Source organism: Amycolatopsis sp. NPDC004079, from assembly GCF_040610415.1.
GTDB lineage: Bacteria > Actinomycetota > Actinomycetes > Mycobacteriales > Pseudonocardiaceae > Amycolatopsis > Amycolatopsis halotolerans.
The window spans coordinates 14,399-33,892 of sequence record NZ_JBEXMH010000052.1; the positions used below are offsets into that span (position 1 = coordinate 14,399).

Sequence of the window (19,494 nt, forward strand, 5' to 3'; positions counted from 1 at the left end):
CACCGGATGGCCGTCGAAGACCGGCCGAACGCCTTTGTGGCGCTCGGGATCGACCCGGACGCGCCGTGGGATCCGGCGGGCTACGAGGTGGCGTTGCAGACCAAGCGCGCCGAGTGGAGCAGGGACTCCGACAAGCCGCTGGGCAGCGCCAAGGCGACCGCGGCGAGACGCGCGCTCGACAGCATGGACGAGTTCAGGCGGGTGCTCGCCGATCCGGCCGCTCGCGAACAGGAACGCGCCGCGGCCCGGCGGATCATGGCGGACGAGCGGGTGCGGCGCGCCGCCGCGTTCGACAGCGAGCTGGGGATCATGCTGGCCAAGGGGTTCCTGTGGGACGCCGAGCTGGCCAAGCTGCACCGGGACCATCCGGTGCCGTCCGCGGACCGGGACCGGGCCGAACGGCTCGCCGGGCTGCCGGTGCGGGACGTCTCCGGCGAGTTCCGCGTGCCCGAGCGGCTGGACCCCTCCACTGCCAAGAGCATCGCGGGCCTGCTCGCCGCGGTCGGCGAGAAATCGTTGTACACCTTGCTGTTCAAGGCCGACCCGACGGTCGGGGCCAAGTCGCCGCTGCCGCGGCTGCACCAGGCCGCGAAGCGGCTCAGCGAGAAGAACCTCAACAGGGAGAAACATCTGCCGGGGGTGGCCGAGACGCAGGCGCTCGCCGGGCACGCGATGAGTATCTTCGCCAGTGAGAAAGAACAGGCGAGGTACGACAACACGCTCGCGCTGGCACCGGTGGACGAGCTGATGGCCAAGTACCAGTCGGCGCTGAACGCGATCAAGCGGTTCGAACCCGGCCAAGTGGACCAGTTTCTCGCCGAGGCGGTAGCGGCGGGTGCGGAGGCCGACGTCGCGCGCGCGATGCTGATGCTGCACTTCGGCAGGCTTAAATGGGTGGTCCCCTTCCCAGCCGACGCCGATCCGGAGGAAGCTGCGCGGCAGCGGTGCGAGGCGTGCCAGGCGCGCAACGACCCGGAGAACCAGTTCTGCCTGGCGTGCGGGGTCCGGCTGCGGATCGAGTGCCCCGCCTGCGCCCGGACCGTTTCCGGGCACGGTTCCTGCGGCGGCTGCGGGTTCCCGGTCGGCGACTACGACTGGGCGGCGCTGCTCGCCCGGGAATGCGCCGAGGCGGCAGGCCGCGACGATCTCGCCGCCGCGGAGGAAAAACTGGCCGCGGCGAAGCGGGCCTGGCCCTCGGACGGAGCGGACGAGCTGGCAGTCCGGCTGGGCGAGTGCGGAGAACAGGTGAACCGGCTGCGCGAGCAGGTTGCCGCCGAAGAGCGGCGTGTCGTGGGGCAGGTGCGCACGCTGATCGGCCAGCGCAACTACCACGCCGTGCGCAATCGCGTCACCGACGCGCGCGCGACCCTGGCGGGCCGGGACCAGTTCCTGCGCGAGGCGACAGAACACATCGACGAAGCCGATCGGCTCTGCGATCGCGCCGATCGCGCCGCGGACGTCCAGGAGCAGCTTGCCGGCTACGCGCTGGCGCTGGCGCAGTGCGCGGATCACCAGCGGGCGCGGCGGGCGATCAACGCGTTGCCCCCGGAGTCGCCGCACGATCTCCGGGCCGAGCCTGCCGGAGCCGCGATCCGGCTTTCCTGGCAGCCGTCGGACTCGGACAACCCGCGCTACGTGGTGGTCCGCAAAACCGGAGACGCGCCGCCCGCGACGCTCGCCGACGGCGTGCGGCTCGCCACCGTGCGGCGGACTGCATATGAGGATCGGGCGCCGGAGCCGGGCATTCCGTTGCACTACACGGTGTTTGCCCAGCGGGTCACCGGAATCGTGTCGGAGACGGGCGCGGCGACGGCGGAGCCCGCGTTCGTCGCCGGCGAGATTTCCCTGGTCTCGCAACGCGTCGGCGACGGCACGGTCGAGCTGGAATGGCGGCTGCCGGTCCACGCGGTCGGCGCGGCCGTCCAGCGGACGACCGGCGGGCAGACGACGGACATCGCGCCGCTCGGGCTGTCCCGGCTGCGCGACGAAGGGCTGGCCAACGACGTGCCGCACACTTACACCGTGCGCGCCGTCTATCCGGGCCGGTTGTCCCGCGGCGTCACCGTTTCGCTGGTGCCGTGCCAGCCCCCGGAGCCGCCGGGGCCCGTGCGGGTGCGGACCGTGCCGGGAAATCTCGGACTCTGCTACCGGATCGTGGACCTGCTGCCGCAAGGAGCCGGGCCGGACTCCGCGACCGTGCTGTGGACACAGCACCGGCCGCGGATCCGGGCGGGCGAACAGTATTCGGTCACCGAGCTGGCGAAGAGCGGCTCCCTGATCGACGCGGCCGCGGCGGAGGGATTCGCCTTGCCGCGGGCCGGGTTGTACTACTTCGCCCAGGTGGTGTTGCGCAACGGCGTCGGGTACGTCGGCCAGATCCGCCGTTACGCGGCGCGGGACGAGGTCGGCGGGCTCGAAGCGCGGGACCGCGGCGGCGCGGTGCTGATCACCTGGAAATGGCCGGACGGCTGCCGTGCGGCGGTGGTCGCGTGCGGCCGGGACGACTGGCCGCCGGACCCGGCGGACGCGCCGTCCCGGACCGTGGTGGAACGGGCAGGGGACGAGGAGACCGGGTCGTACCGGTTCGACGGCGCGGCGTCCGGGCGGAAGGTGTTCGTCGTCGTCGCGGCGGCGGAGATCCGCGAGGACGAGGTGTTCGTCGCGACCGGCGTGCGGTGTTCGGCGGAAGCGGCTCCGGCGAAACGCCGGAAGTGGAAACGAAAGCGGGCGTGAGACAGCCGTCGCGCGAGTGCCGCCTTCGGGCGCGGTCTCTGCGTCTGTGCACGGAGAACGGGTCAGTGGTTGTAGACGAACATGGTCAGGCTGATCTTGTTCAGGTCGCTGCCGCCCTGGAAATAGCCGCGGTAGACCGCGCCGGAGAACGGGCCGGCCCACGCTTTCAGAATCAGGTCGTTGAAATGGTCGGCGGCGGAGGTGGCGCGGCCGATCTGGTTGCTGGGCGCGGTGCCGAAGGTCAGCACCACGCCGACCCGGTGCCCGCCGATCCGCGCCGCCACCGCGTTGCGGACGGCGCCGGTCATCGCGTCGACGGCGGCGCGGTCGTTGCCGATCAACGCGGCGGTGTCCACGGTGAGGTCCATCTCCACCGGTTGCGGCAGCAGCGCCGGCGGCGCGGCAGGCTGGGGCTTCGGCGAGGGCGGCGGTTTCGGCGACGGGCTGGCCGTGACCGGCGGCGGTTTCGGCGGCTCGTTTTCCTTCGCGGTGACCGTGGTCGCGATGAACACCGTGGCCACCAGCGCCAGCATGAGGTCGGCGAAAAGCCAGCCGGCATTTCCGAACAGGGCGTCGCCCGCGCCTCGGGATCGGTTCGCTCGCATGCGCTCTGTCCTACTTGAAGGGCCAGGGGCGGCGACGGTGGCCGAGTGCCTGGGCGGCGGCGAGCAGTTCGCCTGCCGCTTGACCGAGCGCGGCGGTGGTGCCGACGAGATTCGTGTCCACAGAGGCCAGTTGCGCACTGGAGGAACTCAGCCGAACGGTGATCGCCTCCAGATCGGTGCGCAGCTGGTCGCTCAGCAGCGTGCTCACCGTCTCCATGGACGCGGCCGCGGTGCCCATGGTGCGCGCGCTTTCGGTGACCTGTTCGATGAAATGCTGCTGCGAGCCGTCGATGTTGCGCAAGTGGGTGTCGATCGATCCGGCGATGTCGGTGTAGGACTTGGCGCTTTCGCCGAGCACCTTGGCGGCCACCCCGACGTCCGAGGTGACGGCGACGAATGCGGCGGTGTTCTCCTGGTACAGCTCGTGGCTGCGGGAGAACGCTTCGACGTTGGCCTGGAACTGCTCGACCAGCGGGGCCAGCTGCTCGTTGACCAGCGTCCGGTCCTCGGTGACCGCGGAATTCAGCACCGAGACCGCTTCCTTGGCCACCCGGTCCACCATCTGCTCGTTGGCCTGCTGCAGCGAAGCGAGGGTTTTCCGGGTCTGCTCGGCGAGCAGGCCGATCATTTTCTCGGACTCGGCGTGCACGGATTTCAGACCGTCGCCCGCCGCTTCGACCACGGCCATCGTCGCGTCGAACTGCTCTTTGGTCTGCTGCCGTGCGTCTTCGAGCACCTCGCGCGCGGCGAGCGCCCATTCCTCGGCATTCGCCGGTGCTCGCGACGCGTGCTGTTCCATTGCCACCGCAAGCGATCTGATCGCGGTGTCGACGCGCTCGGCGACCCGGTCGTACTCGCGCGCGGCGTCCTGTTCCTTGACGTGCGCCAGCCGGGTCAGCCAGACCACCCAGGCGATCAGCGCCGCGTCGGCCAGCGCGACCAGCCCGTAGACCGGGAGCAGACCGACTCCCTCGCCGACCAGCACGGCCAGCCCGATGGACAGCCAGGTCAGCAGAATCGGGGCCAGCGCGAACTGATTGCGCTGCGAATGCAGCCTGCGCACCGGCTCGTGCCGCACCTCGTCCAGTTCGGCCAGCACCCGTTCCGGAGCGGCCAGCCGTTCGATGACCGGAAACGGCAGCGTGCTCACCGCCGCGTCGATTTCCCGGATCCGCCGCGCGGCGGTTGTCGCGCCGGATTCGTCCAGTTCGGCACAGAGCGCGGCCAAATTTTCCGCAGCCACTTCGGCCGCGTCGCCGCCGATTTCGGCGACAAACCGGAATTCGACGGCGATTTCCTCAGTTGATTCGTCGATCGCGCTGGTCATCGGCTGCCGCCCGTCGTCGGCGGTGAAAAAATGTTCGCGTTCGGGCTGCGGTCTTCCGGAATCGGCAACGGTTTCCCCCGTAATCGCCGGCGATCTCGTGCGGTGCGCTAGGCTTTGCGCGCGGCATCGTGGTCAGCTTACAACCCGGTGCCGCGCAATGCGGCCGGGTTCGCGAAAATTCCGGGCAGACGTCCGGCGGCGGGCCGATCCGCACGTTCAGAGATCCGCACGGGAGGGGACCGCCGCAATGGGACTGCCTACTTCGCGCGCGGAGTTGATATTCGACCACGACGTCAGCGCGGAATCGGCCGGCGCTGTCGAAGACGTGTTTCGGGAACTCGGTTTCGCTCCCTCGGCGCGGCGGCGGCTGACGCATCGCGGGCCCGCCGAACTGACCTGGCTGATGCTGGCCTCGTTGCCGCTGCAGGCATTTCTGACCGGGCTCGGCGGCGAGGTCGTCAAGGACTTGTATGCGAAGGCCAAGAAATTGGCGCCCGGCGCGAAAGAAGGGAAATCCGATCCGCGTCCGCCGCTGGTGCTGCAGGACGCGAAGACCGAGCTGAATGTCGTCCTCGAAGCGGATTTGCCCGCCGAGGCGATCCGCGCGCTGGCCGGACTCGACCTGGCCGCGTACCGGAACGGGCCGCTGCACTACGACCGGCACCGGAAGAAATGGCGGTCCGAACTGGACGAACTCGGCGAAGCCGAGGACTGATCCGGCGCGATGACCGAACCGGGCAGTCGAGAAACTGTGCTCGACCAGGCTCGCGCGGCCGTCGCTGACGGCGAGCGGGCGCTGTCCGGGCACGACCCGCGTGCCGCCGAAAAAGCGTTCTCCGCCGCGCTCGGCATGCTGGGAGAGCAGGGCGGCGAGGCCGGGCTCGCCGCTGCCGCGCACCTCGGCCTCGGGCGGGTCCGCTTGGCCGGCAACGACATCCGCGCCGCCGACCTGAACTTCGACCGGGTGCAGCGGTTGCTCCCGGCGGCGCCGGACGGCTTCTACTGGGCCGGCTGCACGGCCGCGCGCGCGGCGAGCTACCCGAGAGCGGAATGGCTGCTGACCGCCGCGCTGGAGCGGGATCCCCGGTACCGCAAGGCATATGCGCGGCGGGCCGAGGTCCGGCTGAAGCTGGGCCGGGCGGAATCGGCGCTGGCCGATCTGCTCGCCGCGGCCGACGACCGGGCGGCCGACGACCGGACCCGCCTGGCGACCGCCGCGGTGCTGGTGCGACTGGGGAAGGCCGAGCGGGCGCTGGCGGCCGCGGCCGGGATCGAAGGCGGCGCCGCGGCGGCGGTCTGCGGCCTGGCCCGATGGCAGCTGGGCGAAACCGAAGCTGCGGCGGCCGAATTCGAGCGCGCCGTCGCCGCCGGATGCCGCGACGAAGCGGTGCTGTTCTACCACGGCCTGGCTTGCTTCCGCCGCGGCGACGCCGCCGACGGCGAAGCGGCCTGGCAGCCGCTCCGCGCGGAGCACGGGGAGCTCGCCGAAGCCGTCGAGGAAACGAATCTGCGCGACGCGGTCCGGCATCTCGAGCGGGGAGAAGAAGAATTGGCCGCCGCCCGGCTGCGGGAGAGCGGCCGGCGCGGGCACCGCTGTCTCGCGGTTCTGGAATTTCGTGCGGGACAGCACGAATCGGCAGTGCGGCGGTGGCGGGCGGAGCCGGCCGACCCGGTCAGCCGATGGGGGCTCGCGGTGAACGCGATGCGCGAAGGCGCACCGGCCGAAGCCGAATTGCGCGAGCTGGCCGGCGACGAGACCGTGCCCGCCCGGATCAGACGCCTGGTCGCCGACTCCTTGACCGGACACCAATCAGATAGGAAGCGCACGGCCGCCCGCTGCGCGGAAGGAATCGCGGCCGCCCGCCGCCGAGATTGGGCCGCTGCCGCCGAAACGCTGCCGGAGCATTCCGAAGAGGTGTCTGCGGACGTGGCATTGCTCAAGGCGGTCGCTTGCGCGGTGAGCGGCCGTCGGGCCGAAGCGGTGGCGCAGCTCGCCGCCGCGGCCGCTGCTGCGCCGCGGCGGGCTGGATCTCGGATCGGGCACGCGCGAGCGATGCTGTATCTGCACACGCTCAGCGCGGCGGAGGGGGAGCCGGACGTTCCGGGCTGGCGCGCGTGCATCGGCGCGACGGTGGCGCTGCTGCACGACGCGGCGTTCTGGACGAGCTGGCAGACCCGGGCCAGCCAACGCTACCGCTGCCCAGTCCCCGCGGACGCGGTCCGCGCCGCGCGGACCGCGCTGGACGAACTGATCGAGCACCGCGTCCCGTCTGACGAGCTGGCGGTGCTGCTGCGCCGGGAGCGGGCCGCGGCGGCGCTGCTGGCGGAAGCGGGCGGCTTGCCCGGTCCGGCCGGGCCGCCCTTGGTGTGCGGACCGCTGTGGCTCGCGGAGCTCGGGCTCGAACGCCAGCTCGGCGAATTTGTCCGGGCCCTGGCCGGAACCGGCTACGACGCGGCGGCGCTGCGCAGGCAGTTCTCCGCGCTCGGGCTGGCGACCGCGCTGCTGGCGGCGGGCCGCTCGGCCGCGGCCGCCCGGGCCGCGCTGGACGTGCGCTGCCCGTCCTGCGCGGAGACCGGCGGCGAGTCCCACCCGGCGATGATCACCGAGCCGCTGCAGTGCGCACCGGGGTGCCCGGAGTTCGACCGCCGCAATCCCGGGTTCAGCGCCGGTCCGGACAAGACCGGCGAACTGTCCAGAGCGGGCGCCGCGCTGGCCGTGCGCACGCTGCTCGACCTCGCCCGCGGCGCGATCGCCAGGCCGGTGATGGACCTGGCCGACGCACGCCGATGCTGGCGCGCGGCAGTGACACTGGCACGGCGGTTCGACCGCCGGGACGCGATCCTGCGCGAGGCGGCCGACGAGGCGCTCGGCCGCGCCAAGGTGCTCGCCGAACGTGGCGATCGCGGCGAAGCTATCGCGGTGCTCGACGCGGTTGCCGCGGCGATCCCGGCGAAGGACGCGGTGGAGCACGGCCGGGTGGCGGCCGAACTGGCGTTCCTGCTCAACGCCCGCGGCGTCGGCGTGTTCAACGACCGGCCGGACAGTTGCGCGGCGGCACTGGCCGACCTGCGCCGCGCGGTGGCGTTGTGCCCGGATCTGCAGTTGCCCCGGTTCAACCTCGGCATCGTGCTCAGAGCGGCTGGGGTCCAGGCTGCGCGCGGGTTCGACTATGCGGACGGCATCCGGCTGCTCACCGAAGCGGTCAGCCACTTCGAGTACGGCGCGACTGTGCTTGGTGCCGAGCAGTTCCGCCCGGAGCTGGAGAGGGCGCGGGACATGCTGAAACTGATGGTCGAGGCTTACGAGGACCGGCCGCCGGAGGAGAACCCGTGACGGCCGTGCGGGAGGTCGACGAGCTCCGGATGCGCGTGCGGCGGATCGGCGCGGCGCGCTACCTGGTGCTGGCCAGCGGCGCGGCGCTCGGCGCGAGTGCGGTCCCGATCGACGGCGACCCGGCCCGGCTGCAGGTCGAGCTGGCCCGGCTGATCGACATCGAGACCGGGAACGCGCCCGCCCGCGGCACCGATCCGTCGGCCGGGCTGCGGCGGCTGGGCCAGTCCGTCCACGATGTGCTTTTCGACGACGCTCTGGTTCGATGCGTGCGCGCCGCCCGCGCGGCCGCCGAGCGCGAGGGGCGCGGCCTGCGGCTGAGGTTCGATCTGCCGCCGGTGCTGCAGGCGCTGCCGGTGGAGGCCCTGTGCACGCCGCCCGAGCAGCCGGAACAGACGTTCGCGCTGGACGGGACGCTGTCGATCGCGCGGTCGCTGGCAGGAGTCGCTGCCGGGCGACGGCTGCCGACCGGCAGCGAGCCACCCGAGGTGCTGCGCTTGCTGATCGCCACCGCGGCGCCGCGGGATCTGGACCTGCGGCGGCTGGACGCCGACGCGGAGCTGGCCGAACTGGCCGAGCTGCCGGATTTCGTCGTGCAGACCGACATCATCCGCCATGCCACCCTCTCGGATCTGGAGAAATGGCTGGCGGACAACGCCGACGCACCGGCCGCGGTGCTGCTGATCGCGCACGGTGTCTGCGCGCCCGGGCGCGAGGACAGCCGGATCGTCCTGGAAACCAGCAAGGGCACCGCGGATCTGGTGCCCGCCGACCTGCTCAGCGGGATGCTGGTGCGCGCCCGCCGGTTGCGCCTGGTGGTGCTGAACCTCTGTTTCAGCGCCCGGAATTCCGCGCGGGAACCGTTCGGCGGGCTGGCGCAGGCGCTGGTCGGCAAGGGAATCCCGGCGGTGGTCGGCATGCACGGGCTGGTGACCGACCGGGCCGCCGCGGTGTTCGGCCCGAAGGTGTTCGCAGGCATCTGCGCGAACCGTCCGGTGGACGACGCGGTGACTTCGGCCCGCCAGCACATCGCGAGCCTGCCCGGGCACACCGCGATCGAATGGGCCACCCCGACGCTGTTCCTGCACGAGGGCTGCCGCCTCGGCTGGCTGTTCAAGGCAAGGGAGGTGCGCGACGACAACGCGTCGGTCGATCCGCTGCGGGACGGCGAAGAAGCGGTCAAGGAACTTGAAGAGGACGGCAACATCACCCCGGCCACCGCGCTGACCGCTGCGCGATACTTACGGCTGAGCAAGCAATGGCGGCGGACGGAGTCGATTGCCAAAGCTGTCCGGCCGCCGACGCCGGCGCAGCGCGAGCTGATCGCGGAGGCCCGGGCGGAGCAGGCGTGGCCGGGCGTCGAACGGCTGTGCGCGGCACTGGCCGACGGCGATCCCGGTGCGGCCGAGGACCTGCTCGGTCCGGCGCGAAAGCTGCTTCCCTCCGCGGTCGTGCGGGTGCTGACCGCCGAAATCGCCGCCGCCCGGCAGGCGGACCGGCTTCTCGGCCAGGCGCGCGAGGCAGCGGGCACCGGGGCCTGGCAGTCCACAGTGGACATTCTGGAACGGGCCGAGCGCGAGCAGCTGGCCGGAATCCGGGACGTCGGAACGGAATTGGCGACGGCACGGCAGGAGGTCGTACTCGCCGGGCAGTACGAGCACATGCTCGGGCACCAGGAGGCCGGTCGCTGGCCGGCCGCGCACGCCGAAGCATCGGCGATCCTGGCCGTCCGCGAGGACGGCTACCGGGACACCGCGATCCGGGCTCGCTACTTCGCCGCCCGGCAAGCGGAAGCGGAGTCGCGCTGGCCGAACGCGGTCGACGGATACCTGGCGTGCGAAGGCTTTTCCGACAGCGCGGCGCGGCTGCCGCTGGTTCGCGGGCAGGTGCTCGCCGCCGCCGCGGACTGGCCGGGGGCCGAGCACCAGTTCCGCGTCGCGGCCGAGCTCGGCGCCGGCGGCGAGCAGCTCGCCCGCTACGCGGCGGCTCGAGTCGCCGAAAGCAGCCGCCGCTGGGAAGCCGCACGGCAGCTGTACGCGGAGCTGCCGGAGGTGCTGTCCGACGTCGGCGCACGGCGCGGCTACGCGGACGGCATGGTCGCCGATGCCCGGGAGGACTGGCCGGGAGTCCTGGCCGGCTTCGGCGAGCTGCCCGACGAGTTCGCCGACGGCGAGGTCGGCAGGCGACGGCAGTTCGCCCGGGCGAAGCTGGCCGGGGAACGCGGCGACTGGCGGGGCGTGCTCACCGGGCTCGGTGCGACACCGGACACCGGCCGGGACGGTTCGGTCGGCGTGCTCCGCTGGACCGCGCGCGGCAGGCTGGCGGAGGAGAGCGGAGATTGGGCCAGGGCTGCCGAGTGCTACGCCGCGACCGGCGGCAAGCAGGAGCTGGACCATCGCTACGCCGGCGCCCGCCGGGACGAGCTGAACGACGGTCTGCCGGCCGCGCTCAAGGCGTACCGCGGGATGCCCGCGCAGTACCGCGACGTCGGGCTGCGGGTCGGGTACCTGACCGCAGGCGCCGCAGCGGCGGAGGAGGACTGGGCACGCGCCGTGAAGCTGTATGCCGCGCTGCCGGACGATTTCGAGGACACCGCGCGGAAACGGGATTACGCGGTGCTTCGCGCGGCGGCGACGGCGGAGCGGTGGGCGGAAGCGGCGGAAGCCGCCGGACCGCTCGGCGGTTACCTGGACGCAGCCGTCGCCGCCGCTTACGCGCGCGGCCGGATCGCCGAAGACGGAGAGGACTGGGCGGCGGCGATCGCCGCGTACGAGTCGTGCCCCGGGCACGGCGACGCGGACAGCCGCGCCGGGTACGCCCGGGGCCGTGAGCTGGACGCGGCCGGGCACTGGTCGGCGGCGAAGGCGGAGTACGCCCGGGCCGCTGCCGGACGGGACCTCCGGCAGCGGCTGGCGCGGCTCGACTTCCTGTTGGCCGAGCTGTCGTTCGCGGAGGGGATCGCCGCGGCGTCGCTGGCCGCCGACCCGGTGACTCTGCGTTCCCTGGATTTTCCTTATCCGGCACTGCGTTCGGCGGGCATCACGGCGGCCTCGCCGACCGAGGCGGTGGCCGATGCGACGTTCGTGCTGATGGAGCGGGGCGGCATCAGCTGGCACGAACGGATGGCGTGGGGCCAGCTGCGCACGCCCGCGAAGCGGCTGCTGGTGGACGTGCGGATGTACCCGGTGCGCGAGCCGGCCGCGCTCGCCGCCGCACTGTCCGCACTGGACGCGACGGTCGCCGACCCGCTTTCCTGGCTCCGCGCCAGGCTGCCCGCCGACGGCCCGCTGCTGACTCTGCTGGCCGGCGACCGGGCGGGCGCGGCGGCGCAGTGGCGGGAGCGCCTGGCCCGGCGTCCGGACCGCTTGCCGGACGTGCACTGCCTTGGCCTCGTGTCGTTCTGGCACGCCCAGGACCTCGAAGAGAACGGCGCGTGGGAGCAGACCGCGCCGGTCTGGCGGACCGCGCTGGCCTGCCTGGCCGCGCTGCTGGCCGACGACGAGTTCTGGGCGCGCTGGCGCCACGACCGGGCACTGCGTTACGGCCATGCGGTCACCCCGGCCGACACCCGGCAGCTGCGCGCCGATTTCGGCAGGTACACGACCGACGTGCTGACCGGACACGCGGACCGGCACTCGGCGGCCGGACGGGAGACGGAAGCGGCCCGCTACCGGGAGCTGGTGTCGCTGCTCGAAGCGGAACTCGATGCGGCGCACTGCCTTCGCGAAGCCGGCGGGCTGCCGGTGCGCGGCGGCGGCCGGCTCAGCTGCGGTCCGGAGTACCTGCGGCTGACCGGGCTTTCCGAGGCGTTCGGCGAGTTCATCGCCGCGGAACACCGCCGGGACTCTCCCGGCGATGCCCGGCGCGGTCTGCTGAACCGGCTGCGCTGCGCGTTTTCCGGGCTGGCGCGGGCTTCTTCACTGCTGGAGAGGCATCGGTTCGAAGCGGCGCTGAGCGCGCTGCCGGACTGGCACCGGTCGCGCCGCGCCGATCTGCCCGGGGACTGCGCCGGCCCGGCCCGGCACGGCGGCGTCGAAGGTTGCCCGCGGTGCCAGGAGTTCCTGGCCCGCGATCCGGCCTTCGCCTTCTTGCCGGAGCGCCGGTTCGGGCTGCTGCGGGACGCGGTCGGGCTGGCCGTGCGGGCCCGGCTGCTGATCGCCCGCGACCTGCTGGCCGACGGCCGGGCCGACCCGGCGCTCGCCGAGCTGTCCGATGCGCTCGGCCTCGCCGCCAACGGGCTGATCGAGGTCCGGACCCGGGAAGCGGTGCTGCGCATCGTGACCGGCCGGGCCGACGCGCTGGCCGCGGCCGGCACCGGCGCGGCCGGGCTGGACGAGGCGATCGGACTGGTGGAGCGCGCCGCGCCGGTCTTCGCCGGGACGCTCGCCGCGGAGCTGTCCGGGAAACTGGCGAACCTGCTGGCCGACCGCGGCGTCCGGTACGGCTCCGGCTGTCTCGAATCCGGCGAGCCGGCCGATCCGGTCCGCGCGGTCCGCGAGCTGCGCCGCGCGTTCGCCTGCGACCAGGATTCGGATCGGGTGCGGTACCACCTGGCACAAGGGCTGATCCGCCTTTCTCCGGCCGAGCCCGGCTTCACCGGGAAGCTGGCTTTGGTCGTCGAAGCCGTGCGATGCCTGCATGACGGGCTGGCGCGGTCAGACCGGCTCGCCTCGGCCATGAAGCAGGCGCTCGACGCGCTGGCGGAGCTGCTTCTCGGCCGGCTTCCCCAGGGCGAGCTGCACCGGCTCGTCCAGGAACTCGGGGCGGCCCCGGCAGCGAACCTGCCGGGGCCGGACCAGGCACGGGCGCACGCGGCGGAAGCCGCACGGCACCGGGCAGGCGGAGATCTGCCCCGCTGCGCGTACCGCCTGGCCGTCGCGGCGCGGGCGGATCCGGGCACCGCGCAGTACCGAGCCGACCTGCTGGCGGTGCTGGCGGAACTGACGGGCGAAGGAGGGCCGGAGGGTGATTGAAGATCCGCTGACCGAGTGGCCGGGGGAGTTCCCGTACCGGGTGCTGGCTGATTTCGGCATCACGCCGCGGTCCAGCCAGGCCGAGGTCAAGGACGTCGTGTTCGAGCTGATGGCGCGGGACCGGATGAACCCGGTCACCCAGCGCGCCGCCGACGAGCTGCGCGATCCGGCCGTCCGGCTGCTCGCCGACCTGCTGCACTACGACCTTGACCCGGCCACCGTCGGTCCGCCCGAGGCGTTCGCGGAACCGCCTGCCGGGCCGCCGGGCCTCCCGGCCGCGCTGGTGGCCTTTCTCTCCGGCGAACTGCTCGGAGAGCTCGGCGGCGAAGCCCCGTCCGCCGTTTTCCCGAGCCGGCCGTTCCTCGACGGCCTGGTCCGGTTCGACTGCTGAACGCTGGGAGGAACGCCGATGACCGCCCCCGAGAACAGCCCGGACCGGCTCCTGCTCAGCGAGCTCACCCGGCTGGACCTGGACACCGAAGCCCTGGTTCAGGGCGTCGCAGACGTCCTGGACGTGCTGCGCCGCCCGCTGGACGACGGGACCGGAGTGACCAGCCGCGCCGTCCTGCGCGCGACGGTGGACCGGCTCACCGCCGTGCTGTCCGCGCACGGCGGCGTCCGGCTGGTCGGCGAACCCGGCGAACTCGCCGCGCCGCACACCCATCGCGTGGTCGACGTGACCGACGCGACCGGCCTGCCGGCCGACACGGTCGTCAAGGTCATCGAACACGGCGTCCGGTACCGGGGCGGGCTGCTGCGCCCGGCCGCGGTCGTCGTCGCCTCGGGAAAGGGAATCCAGTGACCGCAATCGGCATCGACCTCGGCACCACCAACTCGGTGGCGGCCACCTATGCGCCGGAGAGGAACCAAGCGAGGGTGGTGAGCGTCGGCGGCGCCAAGTCGACGCCGTCGGCGGTCGGCGTGCGCGGGCACGGCGCGGCGGCCGAGATCCTGGTCGGCCAGAACGCGCTGAACTGGGGCAAACGCGATCCGGAGAACACGATCCTGTCGGTGAAACGGCTGATGGGCCGGGATTTCGACGATCCGGCGGTGCAGCAGGCGCGGAACCGGCGCAGCTACCGGATCGTCCCCGGCCCGGATGGCGACCCGCACGCACACGTGGCGCTCGGCGACACCGTCCGCAGTCCGGCCGAAGTGTCCGCGTTCATCCTGGAGCGGCTGAAGAACGCCGCCTCGAAGGAACCGGTCACCCATGCCGTGATCACCGTGCCCGCCTACTTCCACGAACGGCAGCGGGCGGCCACCCGGGAAGCGGGCGAGCGGGCCGGGCTGGTGGTCAAGCGGATCATCGACGAGCCGACCGCGGCGGCGGTCGCGTTCGGCCTCGAACTCGGCGACCGGGACCGGCGCCGGGTGCTAGTGTACGACCTCGGCGGCGGCACCTTCGACATTTCGGTGCTCAACATGACCCGCGACGGTCAGGGCCGTGCGCACTTCCACGTCATGGAGTTCAACGGCGACAACTGGCTCGGCGGCGACGATTTCGACGCGCTGGTGGTCGACCGGATCGTGGACTGGGTCAAGCGCGAGACAGCCGGCGCGGACCCGTCCGAGGACGCGGAATTCGCGTTCCTGGCCAGGGAGGCGGCTGAGGCGGCCAAACGGTTCCTCAGCGACAACACCTCGGCGGAGATCACCATCGGGCGCGCGTACCGGGTGGCGGGGGAGTACATCGACGTCGCCATGACGCTGAGCCGGGCAGAGTTCGAGGAGCTGATCGCGCCGCTGGTGGCCCGGACGATCGAGCTGGTGAAAACCGTACTGCACAACCAGAAGCTGACCCCGGCGGAGATCTCCGATGTGCTGCTGGTCGGCGGCGCCACGCTGACCCCGAAGGTCTACGAGGCGGTCGAGGAGCTGTTCGGCGCGGCGAAAGTGCGCCGCGACGTCGATCCGATGGAATGCGTCGCGATCGGGGCCGGAATCCTGGCCAGCACTTTGCACGGGGTGCAGTGCCAGTCCTGTCTCGCGGTGAACGACGAGACCGCGGGCGACTGCGCCGAATGCGGGCGTTCGCTGATCAACGCGCCGTCCGCGGGCGACACGAAGCTGCACGACGTCACCGGGATGACCCTGGGCGTCAAGGCGGTCAAGGGCGCGCACCGCGACGAGTTCGTGCCGATCATCCCGAAGGACACGCCGTATCCGATGGGCGCGCCGATGACGCACAGTTTCGGCGCGACCGACGGGCGGCGGATCCGGGTGCCGGTGTACGAGGGCAATGACCCGCTGGCCAGCCAGAACCAGGAACAGGGCGTGATCGATTTCGAGCTGCCGGAGGAGATCGACGTCAACACCCGGGTGGACGTGGCTTTCATGTTCGACCGCAACCGCGAGCTGCACGTGACGATCACCGTGCCCGGCACCGAACTGGAACACGTCACAAAGCTGCGGATCGTGCCGCGTGCGCCGGTCGCCCCGGCCCCCGAACCGGTCGAGGACACGACGCACCGCACCGGTCTCAAGCAGGCGGCCTGGGCGGCCGACGCGTTCCTGCGCGACTTCGGGGAGTTCCTCGAACCGGAGCAGGCGACGAAGGTGGCCGGCGATCTGGCGCACGCGTCGGAGGCGCTGACCTTCGGAGAACCGGTGGAATGCCGCCGGATAGCAGCGGTTCTGCAATCGGACCTGTTCAGTTCGGGCGTCGCTTCCTCGCTGTACCTGGCGCAGCGCGCCGCCGACCAGACGCGGGACAAAGGCGAGCAGGACCAGCTCAACCAGGCCATCCAGGCCGTACAGCAGGCGCACCGGGACGGCAAGCACACGTTGGTGACCGACCAGGCGCGAGTGCTCAAGGTGCTGGTGGCCAACAGCATGCGCCGGGACGAGGTCGACGACGTCCAGGACGCCGAGGACTTCGCCGGGCTGCTCAAGCTGCTCTGGTCTTGACGGCGGGGAGAGCGCGGTGACCGTTGTCCATCTCGGGCTGGACCTGGGCAGCACGGCATTGCGCGCGGCCAGCGCAGCGCGCGGCGAAGCGGTGACGGCAACCGTGCTGGCCGGCGGCGGATGGCCGTGGTTGTCCGGCGTACGGCCTTTTCCCAGCGTGAAAAGCAAACTGGGGGTGGAGCCCGAGGCCGCCGAGACGGTGGCCGCGGCGCTGCGCGCGGTGCGCGGCAAGATCGGGCGCGTCCCCGGCACACGCCTCGGCCACACCGTGATCAGTGTGCCTGCCCGGTTCTCCAGCGCCGCGCGAACCGCGCTGCTCGCCGCCGCCGAGGAGGCCGGATTCGCTGACGTCAGCCTGATTTCCGATACTGTCGCCGCCGTGACCGAACAGGCGGAGGGCACTCGTACCGGCACGTATTTGGTGTACAGCGCGGGATATGACGGCTGCGAGCTAGGCTTGGCGCGGGCTGTGCGCGGTTCCTGCCGGGTGCTCGGCTACGAGGCCGCGCCCGAGCCGGACGGCCGCGGCCTCGATGCGGACATCATCGGGAGCTGGCAGGCCGCCCTCGACCGGTACCGGGTACCGAAGCGGCCCGGCGAATCCGGCCGGGCACGGGAGCTCGCCGAACAGGTCAAACACCGGCTCGCGGCCGGCGAATCGGGATATTTCCCGTGCTTCGTGCCGGTTCCCGGCCGGGGCGAGCTGCGCACCCGCTTCGACCAGGCTCTGTTCAACCAGCAGGTGCGCGCGGCGGCGGCCGCGACACTGGACTCGCTGACCGCTCTGCTCGCCCGCACCGGCGCGGATCTCTCCGCGGTCGACCAGATCACTCTGGTCGGAGGCACTGCCGCGATGCCCGCTGTGCGTGCGGTCCTCGACGGGCTCGGCCTTCCGGTCGCTGCCGCCGAAGCCGGTCAGCTCGCCCGCGGCGCACTGCGCCACGCTCAAGAACTCGGCCGCCGGCCGTTGTCCGCCTACGACGAGCCCGGCCCGGCAGCCGGACTCCGGCGGACCCGGCCGCTCGCTTCGCTTGCCACGACCGTGCTCGTTCCGGCCACTCAGAAGTCCACTATGGACAGTGTGCGCGCCGCTGGGCCCGCGACGGCTCCGGAATTGATCGCCACCGCCCGTCGGTTGTTCGCCGCCGGCCGCCACGCGGAAGCCATTTCGGCCGCGCACCTGGCGTGGCGCGCGGACCCGCACGACGCGGACGTGTTCGAGGAAATGCTCGACTTGCACTGCGCCGCCGCGATGACCAGCCCGACTCTGGCCAGTTTCGCCGGTGACGAGCACTGGCTGCGCTGCGCTCTGCGGCACGACCAGGCCAGCACACGGATCCGCGGCCTGCTGGCGGAACGGAACTACTGGCAGGCCCGGGATCTGCTCCTGGCGGGCAATCGTGGCGAAGCGCAAGTCGCGCTCGACGCCGCGCTGCGCTGGGGACCGGACCATCCGGGCGCGACTGCCTTGTCCCGCGAATTCGGGCCGCGCTGACCTGCTGCGTGCTGGCGGGGATGTGCGCACGACTCGGGGCTGCGTCGAGGTTCGGCGGTTGCCGTGACCGAAGCGGGTTCATGCGGCAGCCTGGCAAGGGCGGCGAGAAGCTCTCGACGAAGCCGATTTTGACCCGCGCGAGAAGCGCCGCCTGCTCTCCGCGGTCGTTTCGTTCCGGCGTCGCGGATGCGGCCAGGCACCGGCGAGACCCAGTTTGGTTCCGGGCCGGCCGGAGCACCCGCATCGGCCGCGACGCCAATGCCAGCGCGAGTTCGATGCCGGACCGTCGTGATCGCGCTGTGAGCGCCGGCGGGCGGTCAACCCCAATGCCCGGCTTGACGCCAGGTGGCCGGGTCTTGGAGTCCGTGAGGGACTCCTTGAGGGAATCAGATTCCCTCAGGGTTCCCCTCACGGACCAATGCCCGGCTTCCGCTCTCGGGTTCGCAGCCCACGGCGACCTGCGCCCAACCGGACCCGAACCAGTCGAGCTGGGGAAACACGCCAGCAGCGCGTCCACGTCGCAGCCTTGAGCGCCTGGCATTGGCGGTCAACCCGCGTTGGCTCGGCCCCGCAACAGAAAAGGCCTGTCGATGAAGATCATCGACAGGCCGTACCCTGCTGTGGGCGATACTGGGATCGAACCAGTGACCTCTTCGGTGTGAACGAAGCGCTCTCCCCCTGAGCTAATCGCCCGTTGTGCAACGCACCAGTCCGGGGGTGGACTGGAGTGCGCGATACTGGGATTGAACCAGTGACCTCTTCCGTGTCAGGGAAGCGCTCTCCCGCTGAGCTAATCGCGCTTGCTGCTGTGCAACGTGTCGTAAACATTAGCGGACGCCTCGGCGACGCCGCACGGGGGTCCCGGTTTCGCCGACACTGCTGGTCACTGTCCTGCGTGGACAGTCATGCGCACGCCTTCGGCCAGCCGGTACGGGCGGGTGTCGACGATGGCGCCCAGCAGGCGGCGCAGGCGCGACACTTCGGCGCGGACGGTGACGAGGTGTTCGGCGTCTCCGTAGAGGGCGTGGCTCAGCGCGACCGCGGACAGGCCGTCGCGGCCGGCTTTCTCCAGGCGGACCAGGATTTCCGCGTGTCGTTTCGTGATCGGGCGGCGCCAGCCGGTGTCGCCTGCTTGGAGGCTGAGCAGGGGAGCGGGCGTGAGGTCCAGGTCGAGGCGGACGGTGCGGGCGGTATCGGCGGGGCGGACGAGCCAGCCGTCGGCGATGGGTTCGGGGAGGCAGGCTCCCAAGCCGGGGACGGCGACTACCTGGCCGGTTCTGGGGGCGGCGATGCGTTCGCCCGCGGAGACGCCGACGCTGTGTGCGACCCAGCCGTCCTCGTCCACGACCAGGGCGGGGCCGGAGGACAGGACAGGTTCAGCCATTTGGCGCAGCCGTTCGAGGCGCTGGCGGTGCGTGCGCCACAGTTCGGATTCGGCCAGCCGCTTGCCGGTTTCGACCAGGGCGCCGATCGCGGGATGCAGGGTCAAGGCGGGGCCGCTGATGTCGATGACGCCTAGCAGTTCGCCGGTGCGCGGGTCGTGGATGGGCGAGGCGGTGCAGTACCACGGGTGCTGGTTCTGCTCGAAGTGCTCGCCGGCGAGCAGTTCGATGGGCGCGGCTTCGGCGAGGGCGGTGCCGATCGCGTTGGTGCCGACGCGGGATTCGGTCCACTCGGAGCCTTCGGTGAAACCCAGGGTGTCCGCTTTGCGCCGGACGGCGGACGAGCCCTCGCGCCACAGGATGATGCCGTCGGCGTCGGTGACTACCAGGAGCATGTGCGCCGAATCGGAGGTCGCGCCGACGACCTGGCGGAGGTCTTCGATGACGTGCCGCAGCGGCGAGTCGTGCCTGCGGCGTTCGACCTCGTCGCCGGGCACCGAATCGCGGGCGTTCATCCCGTCGGCGGTGAGGCCGAGGCTCAGCACGCGGGACCAGGAGCGCGAGACGAGCGGGCGCGGCGGCACGGCGGGGCGGCTGCCGCCGATGACGGCTTCGTGCATGCGGACGAGGTCGCGGGCGTGGGTGGGCAGGTTGCGGCCCGGAGGCACCGCACTGTGCACCACCACAGTCACCTCCCGCACCGTCGCGTTAGCCGCCCAGCATAGGTGACCTGCGCCG

Annotated in this window: 11 protein-coding genes and 2 tRNA genes; 8 read left to right on the forward strand and 5 right to left on the reverse strand. The window is 72.0% G+C overall.

What is annotated here, in order from left to right; translation table 11 throughout:
- The first annotated feature begins 6 nt into the window (after positions 1-6).
- Positions 7-2,733 carry a zinc ribbon domain-containing protein gene (locus ABZX37_RS36915; RefSeq protein ID WP_354747599.1) on the forward strand — a complete coding sequence of 909 codons (2,727 nt, stop codon included), beginning with the start codon at positions 7-9 and terminating at the stop codon, positions 2,731-2,733.
- 62 nt (positions 2,734-2,795) lie between these two features.
- On the opposite strand, the gene ABZX37_RS36920 is transcribed toward ABZX37_RS36915, so the two are convergent.
- Positions 2,796-3,338 (reverse strand): hypothetical protein, encoded by a 543-nt coding sequence (locus ABZX37_RS36920; RefSeq protein ID WP_354747601.1) that lies wholly within the window; start codon positions 3,336-3,338, stop codon positions 2,796-2,798.
- Between the two features lie 10 nt (positions 3,339-3,348).
- Positions 3,349-4,665, reverse strand: a complete 1,317-nt coding sequence (locus tag ABZX37_RS36925) for a hypothetical protein (RefSeq protein ID WP_354747603.1) — start codon at positions 4,663-4,665, stop codon at positions 3,349-3,351.
- A 247-nt stretch (positions 4,666-4,912) separates the two neighbouring features.
- Between ABZX37_RS36925 and ABZX37_RS36930 the strand changes: the two genes are divergently transcribed.
- The 7 genes from ABZX37_RS36930 to ABZX37_RS36960 are packed head-to-tail and all read left to right on the forward strand — an operon-like array spanning position 4,913 to position 17,374.
- Entirely contained in the window at positions 4,913-5,380 is a 468-nt protein-coding gene (locus tag ABZX37_RS36930) for a hypothetical protein (protein ID WP_354747605.1), read from the forward strand.
- A gap of 9 nt (positions 5,381-5,389) precedes the next feature.
- Complete coding sequence (locus tag ABZX37_RS36935) at positions 5,390-7,999, forward strand: hypothetical protein (protein WP_354747607.1); 2,610 nt, start codon at positions 5,390-5,392, stop codon at positions 7,997-7,999.
- On the forward strand, positions 7,996-12,969 hold the full coding sequence (locus ABZX37_RS36940; RefSeq protein ID WP_354747609.1) for a CHAT domain-containing protein: 4,974 nt from the start codon (positions 7,996-7,998) through the stop codon (positions 12,967-12,969). Before ABZX37_RS36935 ends, ABZX37_RS36940 begins: the two co-directional genes overlap by 4 nt.
- Positions 12,962-13,360, forward strand: a complete 399-nt coding sequence (locus ABZX37_RS36945; RefSeq protein WP_354747611.1) for a hypothetical protein — start codon at positions 12,962-12,964, stop codon at positions 13,358-13,360. The genes ABZX37_RS36940 and ABZX37_RS36945 overlap by 8 nt, the downstream gene beginning before the upstream one ends.
- Before the next feature lie 18 nt (positions 13,361-13,378).
- Positions 13,379-13,771: a nucleotide exchange factor GrpE gene (grpE, locus tag ABZX37_RS36950; RefSeq protein WP_354747613.1), complete on the forward strand. Its 393-nt coding sequence runs from the start codon at positions 13,379-13,381 to the stop codon at positions 13,769-13,771.
- Complete coding sequence (locus ABZX37_RS36955; protein ID WP_354747615.1) at positions 13,768-15,879, forward strand: Hsp70 family protein; 2,112 nt, start codon at positions 13,768-13,770, stop codon at positions 15,877-15,879. Before grpE ends, ABZX37_RS36955 begins: the two co-directional genes overlap by 4 nt.
- A 16-nt stretch (positions 15,880-15,895) precedes the next feature.
- Entirely contained in the window at positions 15,896-17,374 is a 1,479-nt protein-coding gene (locus tag ABZX37_RS36960) for an Hsp70 family protein (protein ID WP_354747617.1), read from the forward strand.
- Between the two features lie 621 nt (positions 17,375-17,995).
- Here ABZX37_RS36960 and ABZX37_RS36965 read toward each other — a convergent pair.
- From ABZX37_RS36965 to ABZX37_RS36975, 3 genes are all read right to left on the reverse strand, one after another.
- Positions 17,996-18,067: transfer RNA gene (locus tag ABZX37_RS36965), tRNA-Val, on the reverse strand.
- 35 nt (positions 18,068-18,102) lie between these two features.
- Positions 18,103-18,174, reverse strand: a tRNA-Val gene (locus ABZX37_RS36970).
- Between the two features lie 83 nt (positions 18,175-18,257).
- Positions 18,258-19,442, reverse strand: coding sequence for a transcriptional regulator (locus ABZX37_RS36975; protein WP_354747676.1), 1,185 nt, complete (start codon positions 19,440-19,442; stop codon positions 18,258-18,260).
- Between the last annotated feature and the right edge of the window lie 52 nt (positions 19,443-19,494).

What these genes read in the sequence shown, in the direction of transcription:
- ABZX37_RS36925 (WP_354747603.1), bottom strand. Translation starts at nt 4,665, where the DNA reads ATGACCAGCGCGATCGACGAATCAACTGAGGAAATCGCCGTCGAATTC.
- ABZX37_RS36935 (WP_354747607.1), top strand. Translation starts at nt 5,390, where the DNA reads ATGACCGAACCGGGCAGTCGAGAAACTGTGCTCGACCAGGCTCGCGCG.
- ABZX37_RS36915 (WP_354747599.1), top strand. Translation starts at nt 7, where the DNA reads ATGGCCGTCGAAGACCGGCCGAACGCCTTTGTGGCGCTCGGGATCGAC.
- ABZX37_RS36930 (WP_354747605.1), top strand. Translation starts at nt 4,913, where the DNA reads ATGGGACTGCCTACTTCGCGCGCGGAGTTGATATTCGACCACGACGTC.
- grpE (WP_354747613.1), top strand. Translation starts at nt 13,379, where the DNA reads ATGACCGCCCCCGAGAACAGCCCGGACCGGCTCCTGCTCAGCGAGCTC.
- ABZX37_RS36920 (WP_354747601.1), bottom strand. Translation starts at nt 3,338, where the DNA reads ATGCGAGCGAACCGATCCCGAGGCGCGGGCGACGCCCTGTTCGGAAAT.